Origin of the sequence: Kitasatospora sp. NPDC050543, assembly GCF_044457565.1 — a bacterium.
In the GTDB taxonomy this organism is placed as follows: Bacteria; Actinomycetota; Actinomycetes; order Streptomycetales; family Streptomycetaceae; genus Kitasatospora.
Genome location: NZ_JBITGZ010000020.1, coordinates 60,900 through 75,566, shown reverse-complemented (window position 1 = coordinate 75,566; position 14,667 = coordinate 60,900). Strand labels below are relative to the sequence as shown.

The 14,667-nt window shown below is 73.7% G+C and carries 11 protein-coding genes and 1 tRNA gene; 7 read left to right on the top strand and 5 right to left on the bottom strand.

Annotated elements, in window-relative coordinates:
- Nucleotides 1–58: 58 nt before the first annotated feature.
- Both ACIBH3_RS23605 and ACIBH3_RS23600 read right to left on the bottom strand, forming a co-directional pair.
- Nucleotides 59–589 carry an FHA domain-containing protein gene (locus tag ACIBH3_RS23605; RefSeq protein WP_396314036.1) on the bottom strand — a complete coding sequence of 177 codons (531 nt, stop codon included), beginning with the start codon at nt 587–589 and terminating at the stop codon, nt 59–61.
- Nucleotides 590–601: 12 nt separating this feature from the next.
- Nucleotides 602–1,465, bottom strand: a complete 864-nt coding sequence (locus ACIBH3_RS23600) for an FhaA domain-containing protein (RefSeq protein WP_396314035.1) — start codon at nt 1,463–1,465, stop codon at nt 602–604.
- 417 nt (nt 1,466–1,882) lie between these two features.
- Here ACIBH3_RS23600 and ACIBH3_RS23595 point away from each other — a divergent pair.
- Nucleotides 1,883–1,966: transfer RNA gene (locus ACIBH3_RS23595), tRNA-Leu, on the top strand.
- 135 nt (nt 1,967–2,101) lie between these two features.
- Here the strand turns inward: ACIBH3_RS23595 and ACIBH3_RS23590 are convergent.
- Nucleotides 2,102–3,241, bottom strand: a complete 1,140-nt coding sequence (locus tag ACIBH3_RS23590) for a sensor histidine kinase (RefSeq protein ID WP_396314034.1) — start codon at nt 3,239–3,241, stop codon at nt 2,102–2,104.
- Nucleotides 3,238–3,909, bottom strand: coding sequence for a response regulator (locus ACIBH3_RS23585; RefSeq protein WP_396314033.1), 672 nt, complete (start codon nt 3,907–3,909; stop codon nt 3,238–3,240). The genes ACIBH3_RS23590 and ACIBH3_RS23585 overlap by 4 nt, the downstream gene beginning before the upstream one ends.
- 336 nt (nt 3,910–4,245) lie before the next feature.
- On the opposite strand from ACIBH3_RS23585, the gene ACIBH3_RS23580 reads away from it, so the two are divergent.
- Entirely contained in the window at nt 4,246–6,081 is a 1,836-nt protein-coding gene (locus ACIBH3_RS23580) for a phosphatidylglycerol lysyltransferase domain-containing protein (RefSeq protein WP_396314032.1), read from the top strand.
- 247 nt (nt 6,082–6,328) lie between these two features.
- Complete coding sequence (locus tag ACIBH3_RS23575; RefSeq protein WP_396314031.1) at nt 6,329–7,129, top strand: hypothetical protein; 801 nt, start codon at nt 6,329–6,331, stop codon at nt 7,127–7,129.
- Between the two features lie 20 nt (nt 7,130–7,149).
- On the opposite strand, the gene ACIBH3_RS23570 is transcribed toward ACIBH3_RS23575, so the two are convergent.
- Complete coding sequence (locus tag ACIBH3_RS23570; RefSeq protein ID WP_396314030.1) at nt 7,150–10,068, bottom strand: SpoIIE family protein phosphatase; 2,919 nt, start codon at nt 10,066–10,068, stop codon at nt 7,150–7,152.
- A 272-nt stretch (nt 10,069–10,340) separates the two neighbouring features.
- Here ACIBH3_RS23570 and ACIBH3_RS23565 point away from each other — a divergent pair, with 272 nt between their 5' ends.
- From ACIBH3_RS23565 to ACIBH3_RS23550, 4 genes are all read left to right on the top strand, one after another.
- Nucleotides 10,341–11,504 carry a rhodanese-like domain-containing protein gene (locus ACIBH3_RS23565; protein WP_396314029.1) on the top strand — a complete coding sequence of 388 codons (1,164 nt, stop codon included), beginning with the start codon at nt 10,341–10,343 and terminating at the stop codon, nt 11,502–11,504.
- A gap of 162 nt (nt 11,505–11,666) precedes the next feature.
- Entirely contained in the window at nt 11,667–12,323 is a 657-nt protein-coding gene (locus ACIBH3_RS23560) for a DUF5819 family protein (protein WP_396314028.1), read from the top strand.
- Nucleotides 12,320–13,726 (top strand): HTTM domain-containing protein, encoded by a 1,407-nt coding sequence (locus tag ACIBH3_RS23555; protein ID WP_396314027.1) that lies wholly within the window; start codon nt 12,320–12,322, stop codon nt 13,724–13,726. The genes ACIBH3_RS23560 and ACIBH3_RS23555 overlap by 4 nt, the downstream gene beginning before the upstream one ends.
- A gap of 362 nt (nt 13,727–14,088) precedes the next feature.
- Nucleotides 14,089–14,637 (top strand): hypothetical protein, encoded by a 549-nt coding sequence (locus ACIBH3_RS23550; protein WP_396314026.1) that lies wholly within the window; start codon nt 14,089–14,091, stop codon nt 14,635–14,637.
- The last annotated feature ends 30 nt before the right edge of the window (nt 14,638–14,667 follow it).

The window sequence follows — 14,667 nt, the reverse complement described above, 5'->3', positions numbered from 1 at the left end:
CAGCGTTGCCGCTGCCGTCCCGGCTGGTCGTGGACGGGATGCTGTCCCTCATGCGCTACTACTTCCGCAGTTCGATGACGGTCCTGCCGATACGGATCGGCATGCCCGGCTGGAGCGGTGTCGGCACGGTCAGGCGCTGACGGTCCAGATAGGTGCCGTTTGTGGAGCCTAGATCCTCGACCGTCCACTGCCCAGTCTGATCCGGATAGATCCTGGCATGCCGGGAGGACGCGTAGTCGTCGTCCAGCACGATGGTGGAGTCGTGCGCGCGACCCAGCGTGATGGTCTGGCCCTGCAGGGCGACCGTCGTGCCGGCCAGCGAGCCCGCCACCACCACCAGCTGCGTCGGACCGCCCCGGCGGCGCGAGGGCTGGGCCGGCGGGGCGCTCTGGCCCTGCGGAGCGCGACCGGGGGCCGGGGTGGCCTGGCCGCCCGATGGGGCGGCGGCGGTGGCGGTGCGCCGCGAGGAGCGCGGATTCACCTTGGTCCCGAAGAGGTCGCTGCGGATCACCTGGATCGCGACGATGACGAACAGCCACAGCACGGCGAGGAATCCCAGCCGCATGACCGTCAGGGTCAGTTCTGACATGAGTGGCCCGCTCTACCCTTCGACCTGTCGGTAGACGATGGTGGTGGAGCCCACGACGATTCGTGAGCCGTCGCGGAGCGTAGCGCGCTGGGTGTGCTGCCCGTCCACCACGATGCCGTTCGTCGATCCGAGGTCGAGCACCATCGACGGGGTGCCCGGCCGGATCTCGGCGTGCTTGCGGGAGACCCCGGGGTCGTCGATCCGCACGTCGGCCTCGGTGGAGCGGCCGAGCACGCAGGCGTTCCCGGTGATCTGGTGCCGGGCCCCGTTGACCTCGATCCAGCGGCGCACGGCGGTGCCGTGGCCCGCGCCGGGGAAGGGGCGGACGTTGCCGCCCGCGGGGGCGGCCGGGGGCATCGCCGGCGGGGCGGCGGGTGGCGGCGGCGTGCCGTACCCGCCCGCGCCCTGCTGCTGCCACGGTGCGTCGGGGGCCGCCGCGGCCGGCGGGCGGCCGTAGCCCGCGGGGCCGGCCGGGGGCTGCTGTGCGGCCTGCTGCGGATCCTCGGCCGTGAGGGTGCGGCTGCGCACCCGGTACAGGCCGGTGTCCAGGTCGTCGGCCTTCTCCAGGTTCACCTGGAGCGGGCCCATGAAGGTGTAGCGCTGGGCCTCGGCGTACTCGCGCACCATGCCGGCCAGTTCCTGGCCGAGCTGGCCGGAGTACGGGCTGAGGCGCTCGTGGTCGTGCGGGCTGAGCTCGACGATGAAGTCGTTGGGCACCACGGTGCGGTCGCGGTTCCAGATGGTGGCGTTGTTGTCGCACTCGCGCTGGAGCGCGCCGGCGATCTCCACCGGCTGGACCTCGGACTTGAACACCTTGGCGAAGGTGCCGTTCACGAGACCCTCAAGTCGCTGCTCGAACTTCTTCAGCACTCCCACGGGGCACCCCCTTCCAAGGGTTTCGGTCGCCTGTCCGCCGACCGGATCCGGGGGAGCCGGTCGCGCCTACTTGCGGTACTTCCGTACTGATCGTATCCACGCCGGGGCCATCCGTACGGTTCCCGGACCGCGTCGTGCCCGGGGGTGGGGTCGACCACACCCGGTGCGGCACGGACGGCAGCATGGCAGGGCTACCCGGCCGGGGGCACGCTCATCCCTCGCTCGCCAGTGCACCGGGCAGCCGTTCGGATGCGCTCGGCTGTCCCGGGTAATGGATTCGGAGGTAGCCCCCGGGGCGTGCTAATGTTTTCCATGTCGGAAGGGGCGCCCGAGAGGGAGCCAAACCGAAGAGCAGGGAAGAACCCAAGTGGTTCGGATCTGGTCCTAGGATCGGCTAGCATCTACGACAACACCCATGCGCGGGTGGCGGAATAGGCAGACGCGCTGGATTCAGGTTCCAGTGCCCGAAAGGGCGTGGGGGTTCAACTCCCCCCTCGCGCACAGCGAAGCCCCGCAGATCTTCGGATCTGCGGGGCTTTCTCGTTGTCCGGCGCTCTTCTCGTTGCCCGGGGTGGCTCGGGCCGGCCCGAGGCCGGCCGCTGCCGCTGCGGCCGGCCCGCGAACGCGGCGGGTGGCTCAGCCCGGGGTCGCCGGCAGGTCGGCGCGGACCTCGAAGCCGCCGTCGGCGGTGGGGCCGGTGGTCAGGGTGCCGCCGAGGAGCTGGGCGCGCTCGCGCAGGCCCACCAGGCCGTGGCCGCCGCCGGGCAGCGTCCCGGCGGGCGGCCCCGGCGGGGGCCCGTTGCGCACCTCGACCCGCAGCCGGCCGCCCCGGCCCACCACCCGGACGTGGATGTCGGCGCCCGGCGCGTGCTTGGTGATGTTGGTCAGCGCCTCCTGCACCGTCCGGTAGGCGGCCCGCTCGACCGCCTCCGGCCAGGGCAGGTCGCCGGGGGCGCACTCCGTCTCGGCGCTCAGCCCGCTCTCCTCGATCAGCCGCCGCAGGTCGGCCAGGGTGGGCTGCGGGGCCAGCGGTACGTCCCGGCGCACACCCGCGGCCCGCAGCACGCCGACCATCTGGCGCAGCTCCTCCAGGGTGCGTACGGAGAGCTCGCGGATGGTCCTTGCGGTGGCCACCGCCGTCGGGTCGCTGGTGCTGACCTGGAGCGCGCCGGCCTGGATGCTGATCAGGCTGACCTGGTGCGAGACCACGTCGTGCATCTCCCGGGCGAGCCTGCCGCGCTCGCTGATCAGCACCCGCTCCGCCAGCAGCCGGCTCTCCCGCTCCTGGCCTCTGGTCAGCTCCTCCAGCCGGGTCGCCAGCTCCCGCCTGGTGCGCGACAGCAGGCCGAGGGCGGCGGGCCCGGCGGCCAGCATGACGCTCTGGATCGCGTACAGCGCGGTGTCCCGGCCGCCCGCCTTCAGCAGGTCGGAGAGCGGCCAGTGGAAGAACTCGACCAGCGCGAAGGCGCTCGCGCACAGTACCGTCACCAGGACCCGTGGCCGGAGCGCGGCCACCGAGTAGACCGCGGTGATCGGGGCCAGCCAGATCGCCACGAAGAAGCTGCCCGGCAGCGTCAGCAGCAGGGCCAGCACGGGCTTGCGGCGGCGCAGCAGCAGGGCGAGCGCCGCCACGACGGCGAGGCAGTTCTCCCACCAGGAGGAGTTCCCGATCACCAGGGCCGCGTCCAGCAGCGAGAAGAGGACGGGCAGCAGCAGCATCAGCCAGGGCGCGGTGAGCCAGGCCGGGGGCCGGCGGCCGGGGTCGGCGGGGGTCATGCCTGGCCGCGCTGCTGCGGTCTGACCAGACCGGCGCGGTGGGCGATCACGGCGGCCTGGACCCGGTTGGCCGCGCCGAGCTTGCCCAGGATCGCGCTGATGTGGTCCTTGACGGTGCCGGTGCCCAGGAAGAGGCGGTCGGCGATCTCGGCGTTGGCGAGGCCCTCGCCGAGCAGGGCGAGGACGTCCAGCTCGCGGCCGGTGAGGGTGCGGGCGAGCGCGGCGGCGTCGGCGTCGGGGCCGCCGCCGTCGACGTAGCCGCCGATCACGGTGCGGGTGACGGTCGGGGAGAGCATGTTGCCGCCGGCGGCGAGCACCCGTACGGCGTGCACCAGCTGGTCGGGGGCGGTGTCCTTGAGCAGGAACCCGGCGGCGCCGGCCCGTAGCGCGGTCCCGATGTACTCGTCGGTGTCGAAGGTGGTGAGCATCGCGACGGCCGGCGGGTCGGGCAGCGCGCGCACCCGGCGCAGCACGGAGATGCCGTCCAGGTCGGGCATCCGGATGTCGAGCAGTACCACGTGTGGGCGCAGCCGTCGGACGGACTCCTCGGCCTGGCCGCCGGAGCAGTCGCCGACCACCTCCAGGTCCGGGGCGGATCCGACGATCAGGCCGAGGCCGGAGCGGACCAGGATCTCGTCGTCCACGATCAGCACCCGGGTCAGGGCCATGGTCCCTCCATCGTTCGGTGCGGCCGGACGGGCCGGCGGGTGGTGGGCCCGGTCGGGGGGTGCGGGCCGCTTCGAGCCTAGGGCCAGGAGGGATGTGCCCGCGCACCGGTCGGGGCCTGGCCCACCCCCGCCGATCGGCGGGGGTGTGAATCGGCTACCGGGTTCACGCGATTCTCATCTTCGGTGAGCAACCATTGAATCGGCGGATCCCCTGCTGGTACGGGTCGGCGCGAGGCAATGGCCCGGCCGGGCGGACCTGCGTTCCGGTGGGCTTTGCGGTGGCCGGCGCCGGGCCGTGCGGATGCGCCCCACCATCTGATCGTTTGGAATTGAGCTGTGTCGTCCACTGTGAATTCGGAGCCGTCCACCGCACCAGTCGGCGCGAGCCGCACCTCCCCGCTCGCCCGCTGGCGCCCCAGGGCGGCAGCCGCGACGGTCTGGTACCTGCGGCTGCTTGCGCTACTCAACCTGGTGACGGTGCTCGCGGTGCCGTTCCGAGACCAGGTGGAGTCGCACAACGAGGGTGAGTACTTCACCCCGTACCTGATGACCTCGGGGCTGAGCTCCGTGGTGCTGTCGGTCTTCCTGGCCGTCGCGATGCGCCGCCGCAAGCGGGCCGCGTGGATCTTCAACATGGCGCTGGCCGGGCTGACCTTCCTGGTCTACGTCCTGCTGATGTCCCTGCCGGAGGACGGCTACAACTACACCGAGCACCCCTTCAACTGGTTCTCCATCACGCTGACCGGGCTGTTCCTGGTGGCGCTGCTGGTGGGCCGCAGGGAGTTCACCTCCAAGGGCGACCGTTCCAACCCCAAGACCGCGGCGGCCACCTTCGTCGGCGGGCTGCTGGTCGGCGGGGCGGTCGGCGCGCTGCTGGTGGGGCTGAACAACTCGCTGCACGGGGCGGGCTTCTGGGATCTCTTCCGCTACTCGGTGGGCCGGATGATCACGATCACGCCGTCGCAGCACCTGGACTCGGTGATCTCGGTGCCGACCTGGGTGAACGCCGTGATCAACACGATGAGCGCGGTGCTCTTCCTGCTGGTGATCTACGTGGCGTTCCGCAGCCCGAAGGACAAGGAGCTGCTCACGCCCGAGGACGAGGAGCGGCTGCGGGCGCTGCTGGAGCGGCAGGGCGAGCGGGATTCGCTGGGCTACTTCGCGCTGCGCCGCGACAAGGCGGTGGTCTTCTCCCCCAGTGGCAAGGCGGCGGTGACGTACCGGGTGGTCGGCGGGGTCTCGCTGGCCTCGGGGGATCCGATCGGCGACCCGGAGGCCTGGCCGGGGGCGATCGACGCCTGGCTCCAGGAGGCGCGTGAGCACGCCTGGGCGCCGGCCGTGATGGGCGCCTCGGAGGAGGCCGGGGTGATCTACGCCCGGCACGGCCTGGACGCGCTGGAGCTGGGTGACGAGGCGATCGTCGAGCTGGACGAGTTCTCGCTGGACGGCCGGGCGATGCGGGTGGTGCGCCAGGCCTACAACCGGGTGAAGCGGGCCGGGTACACGGTGCGGATCCGCCGGCACGAGGAGATCCCCGAGCAGGAGATGGCCGCGCTGGTCGCCAAGGCGGACCAGTGGCGGGACGGCGCCACCGAGCGCGGCTTCTCGATGGCGCTCGGCCGGCTCGGCGACCCGGACGACGGGCGCTGCGTGATGCTGGAGTGCCACGACGGGGACGGCGAGCTCAAGGCGCTGCTGAGCTTCGTGCCCTGGGGCGCGAACGGTCTCTCGCTCGATCTGATGCGCCGGGCCAGGGACACCGAGAACGGCCTGATGGAGTTCATGGTGATCGAACTTCTTCAGCGTTCGGAGGAAGTCGCGCTGGAGCGGGTGTCGCTCAACTTCGCGATGTTCCGTTCGGTCTTCGAGCGCGGGTCGAAGCTCGGTGCCGGGCCGGTCCTGCGGCTTTGGCGCTCCGTGCTGGGCTTCTTCTCCCGGTGGTGGCAGATCGAGTCGCTGTACCGGGCCAATGCGAAGTATCGCCCGATCTGGGAGCCGCGCTACCTGCTGTTCGAGAAGAGCAGTGAGATTCCGCGGATCGGTATCGCCAGCGCCCGCGCGGAGGGCTTCATCACCGCTCCGAGTCTCCCCGCTCTGTTCCGTCGCCGACACATGCGGGCCGCCGTGGCGGCACCGCGGGTGCCGGTGGCGGAGCGCAGTGGGAAGGGGTAGGTAGCCCCTCCGCCGGGGGGCGGAGGGGGACCAGGCCTCGTCCGGATGACGCTGTTTCGTCCGGATGACGGTGTTCTGCACGCTCGATATCCCACTTGAGGATGACGCCGGTTCGCCTTTCAAGGCGATGGGGATTCGCTCACCGGCTTCTAATGTTGAGGTAGTGGAACACCGTTTCGGGGTGCAGGGGATTTGGAGACACACTGTGATTCAGAGGACCCACGCGGGGGGCGTGCGAAAGGGGCCGGTGGCTATTGCCAAACGGGCCGCTGTCGCCGAGTGGGGGCCGTTGTTCGGCATCGTGCGGGAACGGGTGGCGCGTAAGAAGTTCGCCGCCGTTCCGCTGGCCACGGCCGCGACGTTCCTGATCCTGTTCTTCAGCGTCGTCCAGCACCTTCCCGGTGGGGAGCGGCTGGTCACCCGGATCGGCGTGGTCAAGGCCTCGCTGCCGTTGGACGTGTCGCTGCTGCGCACACCGCTGTCGCTGTACGTGCCGGCGCTGGACCTGCCGGTCTGGGGGGCGCTGGCCCAGGTCTTCGTGGTCTTCGGGATCGCCGAGATCGTGCTCGGCCGACGGCTGACGCTCGTCGTCGCCTACTCCTGCACCCTCGCGGGGACGCTGTTCGCCCGGGTCGGGGTGGCGATCGGCCCCGAGCACGTCTTCGGGTTCCCGCACTGGGTCGCGCACGTCCGGGACACCGGGCCCTCCGCCGCGGTGGTGGCCCTCGCCGTCTGCATCGCGTTCCGCTGCCGGGCCTGGGTGACGGGCGGCACGGTGCTGGTGCTGATGGTCGGCGAGGCCGTCGTGCTGCCGAATCTGGCGGGCCTGGAGCACGTGGTCGCGCTGCTGACGGCGGTTCTGATCGCGGTGTCGGTGGAGGTGTTCGGGGACTTCTGGCCGCGGGTGCTGGGCGGTGTCGCGGCGGCCACCTCGGTCGCGACCGCCTCGTCCTTCGCGTCCTCGCTGGCCGCGTCCTCGCTCGCGGTCGAGGTCACCCGGCGCGCCGAGGGCCGGGTGACGGCCTCGGCCGGGGCCGTCACCTCCTGACGGCCCCGGCCGGGTGGTGGTCAGTCCAGGGAGCCGCGGGGGAGCGGCAGCTCGAACCAGACCACCTTGCCGACGGCCTTGCGGGCGGTGCCCCAGCGCTCGGCCAGCTTGGTCACCAGGGTCAGGCCCCGGCCGGTCTCGCCGAGCTGCTCGGCGGGCTCCAGCGAGGGCAGGTTGTGGTTGTCGTCGCTGACCTCGACCAGCAGCTTGTCCACCCGGATCAGCTGGAGCTGCACGCGGTCCCTGGCGACCCGCACCGCATTCGTCACCAGCTCGCTGACCAGCAGCTCGGTGGTGTCCGTGAGCGCCTCCAAGTGCCAGCCGGCCAGCTGCTCGCGCACCAGCGTGCGGGCCCGGCGGACCTCCGTGGTGTCCACGGTGAGGTCCCAGGTGGCCACCTCGGAGGGGGCGACGCCGTCGAAGCGGGCCACCAGCAGGGCGACGTCGTCCTTGCGGTCTTCGGAGTGCAGCCGCTCCAGCACCACGTCGCAGGCCTGCTCGGGGGTCTGCTTGGGGTCGATCAGATTGCCGCAGAGCGCGGCCAGCCCAGCGCCTATGTCGCCACCGCGGACCTCGACCAGGCCGTCGGTGCAGAGCACCAGCATCGAGCCGTCCGAGACGTCGATGGTCTTGGCGACGAACGGCACCCCGCCGACCCCGATCGGCGCGCCGGCCGGGATCTCCAGCAGCTCGCCGGTGCCGTCCGGGTGCACCAGCACCGGCGGGACATGGCCGGCGCTGGCCAGCTCGCAGGTCCGGTTGATCGGGTCGTAGACGGCGTACAGGCAGGTCGCCAGGTGGTCGTCGCCCAGCTTGTGGGCGAGGTTGTCCAGGTGGCGCAGCAGCTGGCCCGGCGGCAGGTCGAGGGCGGCCAGGGTCTGCATCGCCGTCCGGAAGCGGCCCATCGCGGCGGCCGAGTGCAGGCCGTGGCCCATCACGTCGCCGACCACCAGGGCGACCCGGCTGCCGGGCAGCTGGATGGCGTCGAACCAGTCGCCGCCGACCTCGGCCCGGCGGTCGCCCGGCATGTAGCGGTGGGCGATCTGCACGCCGGGGATCCGCGGCGGGCGGGTCGGGATCATGGAGCGCTGGAGGGTGGTGGCGACCTTGGACTCGGCGCGGTGCAGCCGGGCGTTGTCGAGTGAGAGCGCGGCGCGGGCGGCCAGCTCCTTGAGGGTGGCGGCGTCGCTCTCGTCGAAGGGCGTGCGGTCACTGAGGCGGAGCAGTTTGAGGGTGCCGAGCACCGTGCCGCGGGCGGCGAGCGGCAGGACCAGCATCGAGCGGCCGGACACTATGGCCGCCAGGCCCGCGCCGCCCACCGAGGCGGCGTAGTCCAGCGCCACGTCCGGGCTGATCACCGGGACCAGGACCGGCTGGTTGAGCTGGAGGGCCATCCCGGGCGGGGTGTTGCCGGGCATGGCCAGCAGCGAGCCCTCCTCCAGGACGTGGTCCCAGTGGCCGGAGCCGGCGTTGAAGCTGCGGGCGACCCGGCGCAGCATGGTGCCGTCGTGGGGCCTCGCGTCGGGGAGTTCGGCGTCGGAGATGAGCCCGTCCAGCAGGTCCACGCAGGCGAAGTCGGCGACCCGGGGGACGAGCACCTGGCAGAGCTCGCGGGCGGTGTTGTCCAGGTCCAGGGTGGTGCCGACCTTCCCGCCGACCTCGTTGAGCAGCGCGAGCTGCTCGCCCGCCTGGCCGTTGGTGAGGATCGGGACGACCTGGTCGGCCAGGGGCGCGCCGCCGGGGGCCGGGACGGCGTCCGGACGGCGGGGCTGGTGCCCGGCGACGGAGGGCTCGACGGCAGTCTGCTCGATGGTGCTGCCTCCCTTGGACGAGGTCGGGGCCGGCGGCACGGGTGGGCCCGCGGCACCCTCGCGCGGGTTCGGTACGCCCTGGCCGGCGGCGCCCTGGGGTGCGGCGTCCTGGGGTGGGGAGTTCCGGTCTAAGGTGGCCTGCGGCGGCGCGGCCCGGGCCGGTGCGGGGACGGGCGGGCGCCAGGTCCGGACCCCGCGTCCGGCCGGTGCGGGGGCCGGCCCGGACTGCTCAGGGGAGCCCGGCGGCAGCACCCGCAGCCCGATCGACTGCCCGGCGCGGGGGCTGGCCGCCCGGCCCGGTTCGAGCCGGCGCCCGACGGCGGCAGGCTCCGGGTGCGGCGGGCCGACCCTGGTCGCGCGCTGCTGCGCCGTCGGGTAGCGGCGCCCGAGGCCGGCGGCGGCGCGGGCCGTGCCGGAGGCGGGCGGCTCGAACGGCAGGACGGGCAGGCTGGTGCCGGCGTCCACCCACAGGGCGGGCAGTCCGGCTCGCCGCAGCCGGGTCAGCAGCCGGCCCTGGCGCTCGGGCGAGCCGGCCGGCAGCAGCGCGGCCAGCGGGTCGGCCGTGCCCTGCCCGGGTGGGCCGAAGGTCGCGGCGACCCGGTGGAAGCCGCCCCGGGCGGTGGCGGCGGCGGTGTACGGCAGCAGCCGCTCGCCGATCGCGATCCGGGGGCCGGCCGAGCGCAGCGGCCGGGCGTCGGCGGCCAGCGCCAGCATGCTCCGGCCGGCGGGCTCCACCAGCGGGTAGGCCCACCAGAGGATGTCGCGCAGCCGTTCCTCGCGGTCGGTGACGGCCATCGGCCCGGCCCAGGGGGTGTCCAGCTGGGTGAGGTCGTCCAGGGTGTCGAAGGCGTCGCAGCGGCGCCCGGCCACGCCGGCGCCGCCGGAGCGTGGTTCGACGGCCGGCAGCAGCCCGCTCGCGGTGCGGCCGTGGGCGATCTCGGCGCGGTGCCCGAACAGTTCCTCGGCCGCCCGGTTCCACTGGGCGATCCGGCCGTCCGGGTCGACCAGCACGGCGGCGAGCCGGACCAGGGCGAACACGCCTGACGGCTGGTCACCTGGCTCGGCGCCGCCGCCCCGGTGGGCCGGGGCGGCGTCCGTTCTCGGTGTGGAGTTGGGCTCGTCCACCATGGATTCGGTCTGCTCCCGCCTGGCCGCCACGCCTGAGGGCAGCCGATGGATGGAGGGCGGCACGCTGATTTCGGATTCCAGCGAAGCACGGAGAAGCTCTGGACTGATAGCGAAACGGTGAGATTCGTAAGTATCAGTTGCGCGTCACCCACTGTGCGCCGGTGTTCACACCCTGTCCACCCGATCGGAGTAGCCCACCCGGGGTAGGGTGGCAGGCCGGACCGGCCGACCGGCCGGGGCCCGGACCGCTGGACGAGACACGAGGCGAGAAGGTGACCGCGCAGAGCCCCGTCCGCTGGACGGACCCCGAGCAGCAGCAGCTGGAGGAGCGGGTCGCCGCCACCGAGCTCGCCTGGCTCACCATGGACGTCGACGCGCAGACCCTGCGGGTCGAGATCGACAACTTCGCCCTGATCCACCATCAGCTCCTCGGGCCGCTGTACGCCCGGCTCGACGAGCTGGACGCGCTGATCGCGGAGGCGGTCGCCGCCCGCACCGGGGACCCGCAGGACGTCCACCGGGCCGCCGAGGCGCGCCGGCAGGTGGACGAACTGCCCGACCTGGACGCGCTGTTCGCGGATATCCAGGAGCAGGAGGCGGCCGCGCCGGCGCAGCCGCCCGCCCGGGTCCGCCCGGGCCGGGACGCCCAGCGGCTCTACCGCGACCTGGCCCGGCGTGCCCACCCGGACCTGTCCACCGATCCGGCCGAGCAGCAGCGCCGCTCGGCGTTCATCGCCCGCGTCAACGAGGCGTACGCGTACGGCGACACGGCCGCGCTGGAACAGCTCGCCGAGGAGTGGTCCACCGACCCCGAGGCCGCGCCGGCGCCCGACTCCCCCGACCGCCTCGCCTGGCTGCGCCAGCGGCTGGAGTGGCTGAACGGCAAGATCGCCGAGGTGGCCGCCGAGCAGGTCCGGCTGGAGAACACCGCGATGGGCGAGCTGCTCGCGCTCGCCCCGCAGGATCCGGACCGGCTGCTGGAGGAGCTCGCCGAGCAGCTGCTGGCCAAGGCCGCGGCCCAGCAGGCCGAGTTGGAGCGGCTGCTCACCGACGGCCCGGCGCCGGGTGACAATGGCAGTGCCGAGCCCCGACCCCAGGAGACCCAGACGATGTTCGCCCAGCTCCCCACCACCGACGCCGCCTCCGTGCCCGCCGACGCCACCCTGCTCGACGTCCGGGAGCAGGACGAGTGGGACGCCGGCCATGTGGACGGCGCGCTGCACATCCCGATCGGCGAGGTGGTCGCCCGCCTCGGTGAGGTGCCGCAGGAGAAGCTGTACGTGCTCTGCCGGGTCGGCGGCCGTTCGGCGCAGGTCGTGCAGTACCTGGTCCAGCAGGGCTGGGACGCGGTGAACGTGGACGGCGGGATGTTCGCCTGGGAGGGCGCCGGCCGTCCGATGGTCAGCAGCAGCGGGCAGGACGCCTTCGTCCTGTAGCCGGCGGCGGCCCGGGCCCCGACCCGTTCGGCACGCGGCTGCCGGCCCCGACCTTCCGGACCGGTCCCGTCCGCCCGTAGGGCAAGATGGGCGGGCGCGCCGAGCCGTGCCCCGCGGTGGTGGCCCCGTGGCGGCGGCGCGACCACGGACGCGGGGGAGACCATGGCGGAGAACACCGGCGCCCCGCCGGAGCGGGTCTGGTCCGCACCCGCGCTGGCGGTGCTGTGCATCACCGGCGCGTTGCTGCTCGGCGGCACCGGGATGTTCCTGGGGGCGGTCTTCCTGCACGTCGCGCCCGCCAACGCGCTCTCCCGGGAGTACCGCGACGAGGTCGACGGGCTGGTGTACCCCGAGTTCGAGCAGAACTGGAAGCTCTTCGCGCCCAACCCGCTCCAGCAGAACATCAGCCTGTCCGCCAGGGTCCGTACGGTCGTCGACGGCGGCGCGACCCGCACCCACGACTGGATCGGGCTCACCGCCCAGGACATGGCGGCCGTTCGCGGCAACCCGGCGCCCAGCCATGCCGACCAGAACCTGCTGCGCCGGGCCTGGGACTTCTACGACGGCTCGCACGGCGGCCAGGACGGCGCCCTGAGCAACCCGCGGGGCAAGCTGGCCGAGGAGTACCTGAAGCGGATCGCGTTGCAGCGGATCGGACGGACGGCGGACGGTGACCGGATCCTGGAGATCCAGTTCCGGGCCGTCACCACGCCGGTGGCGCCGCCGGCCTGGAGCGGGGACGGGCCGGCGGGTGCGCCGCAGAGTCGTGAGCTCGGCTGGTGGCCGGTCAACGACGAGGACTACCGGGGGCTGGTGTGAGCGAGACTCCCGCGGGCGCGGTCTCCGCGGAGCCGGCGGCGGGTGCGGGCGCTTCGGAGGCTTCGGATGCTTCGGGCGGGCCCGTGGCTTCGGCGGCGGCGGGTGAGCAGCAGCGGTTGCTGACCGGCATCCCCCGCCAGCTGGGCACCGAGGAGCCCGAGCCCGAGCCGGCTCTGGCTCCGGGCTCCGCCACCGGGCTCCGGCACCCGGCCGCCGGTCCGGCCGGCGTCTTCGCCACGGCCTTCGGCAACGCCTTCGCGGCGTTCACCGGCCGGGCGGTGGGCCCGTACCAGGCGGCCGCGGTGCGGATCGGCTTCGGCCTGGCCTGGCTGGCCTTCCTGCTGCGCGAGTGGCCCGAGCGCCGGGTACTGTACGGCGACCTCTCGCCCTGGTCGCCGGATCTGGCCGGGAGGCTGCTGGCGGACAACGGCGCGTTCACCGTCCTGCCGTGGTTCGGCGGGCGGCTCTGGTTCGAGCTGGTGTACCACCTGGCCGTGCTCGCGGCGGTGGCCGTGGTGCTCGGCTGGCGGACCAGGGCGAGCACGGTGCTGTTCATGGTCACCGTGCTGTCGCTGCAGAACCGCAACGTCTTCATCGGGGACGGCGGCGACAACGTCGTCCACCTGATGGCCGTCTACCTGGTCTTCACCCGCTGCGCCGCGGTGTGGTCGCTGGATGCCCGGCGGGCGGCCGCCGGGCGGGCCCTGCCCGGGTGGGCGCTCACCGGCCCGGCCGGGAGGTCGGGGCCGGCCCTGTGGGCCGTGCTGGGCGGGGTGCTGGCCGCCGCGCAGTTCGGCGGCTTCGACCAGGGCATGCTCGGCTGGACGGACCCGGCGTTCCCGTACCTGGGCACCGCCCCGCTGTACTGGGGCCTGTGGACGGCGGCCGCCGCCTGGTACGCCGTCAACCGGTGGCGCCCGGCGGGCGAGCCGCGCGCGGTGCTGGACGCGCTGGCCAACATGGTGCACAACTGCGCGATGCTGGTGATCGCCGCCGAGGTGGTGCTGATCTACTCGACGGCCGGCTGGTACAAGGTCCAGGGCTCGCGCTGGCAGGACGGCACCGCGCTGTACTACCCGCTGCACCTGGACTACTTCGCGCCCTGGCCGGGGCTGTCCGGCCTGCTCGGCTCCGCGCTGCTGCCGGTCTTCCTGATCTCGTACGGCACGGTGGCGGTGCAGGTCGCCTTCCCGTTCACGCTGTTCAACCGGCGGCTGAAGAACGTGCTGCTCGCGGTGATGATGGCCGAGCACCTGTCGATCGCGGTCGTGCTCGGCCTGCCGGTCTTCTCGCTGGCGATGATCGCGGCCGACGCGGTCTTCCTGCCCACCGCCGCGCTGCGCTGGGCCGGCGGCCGGATCGGCGCCCTGCGCCTTGCAGCCCGGCGCGGGGCGCTCCCGTAGGGCCCGTCCGAGCGACTCCCGCCGGGCGCCCGACGCCGTGCGCCCGTCCGGCGCGAATTGTCGGACAGGCCCTAGGCTGTCCGACATGTCGTGGCTTGCCGCCCTTCGTGACACCGCACGGACCGGGCTGCACCTGGACCGCGCGCTCACCGACCCCAAACGGGCGATGCGCGGCGCCGTGGCCGTCGCGCTGGTGCTCTTCCCGACGCTGGCGCTGGGCGGCCCCGACCGCGCCACCCCCGCCGCGATGGGCGGCTTCATCGCCGGCACCGCGACCTTCCAGCGCAGCTTCCTGGCAGACGGCCCGGCTCGGCGAGCGGCTCGCCGAGTGGCTGGCGGCGGCCGGCCGGTTCGCCGCCGTCGTGCTCGCGGTGTACGGCGAGCCCGCCGCCGCCGAGGGCCGGCAGGAGGTACGGGAGGCGCTGCTGGACTCCCGGGAGGCCCGTTCGGAGCTGCTCCAGGCCATGCAGCGGGCCGACACCGAGCCGGTCCGGCATGCCGCGCACCTGCCGGACGCCTCGCGCCGCCAGATCGACCGGGCGCGGGCCGCGATCGGGCACCTGGCCCGGGTCGCCGTCCTGCTGGAGGCCCATCTGCCGCCCGCGGACGCCGGTCCGGTGCCGGGGGTGGCGCGGTTCGCCGAGGAGCTGCGGTACGGCACCGCGCTGGCCGCCGCGGCCCTGCTGACCGGGCAGCCGGTCGAGTTCGAGGACGTCCGGGCGGCCGGCGCGGAGCTGGCGGAGCAGTTGGCGGCCGCCCCGGCGGGCGAGGGGGTGGAGGTGGTGCGCTCGGGCGTCCTGCTGATGCTCCAGGCCCTGCGGGATCTGGAGCGGGCCCTGAAGCACAGCGGCGGCGGTGGCGGGCCGGGCAGCACGGCGCACGTCCGCGAGCGCGAGCCGTCCGGCCGCTGAGCCCGGCGGGGGCGGTCGGGGGTCGGTGGT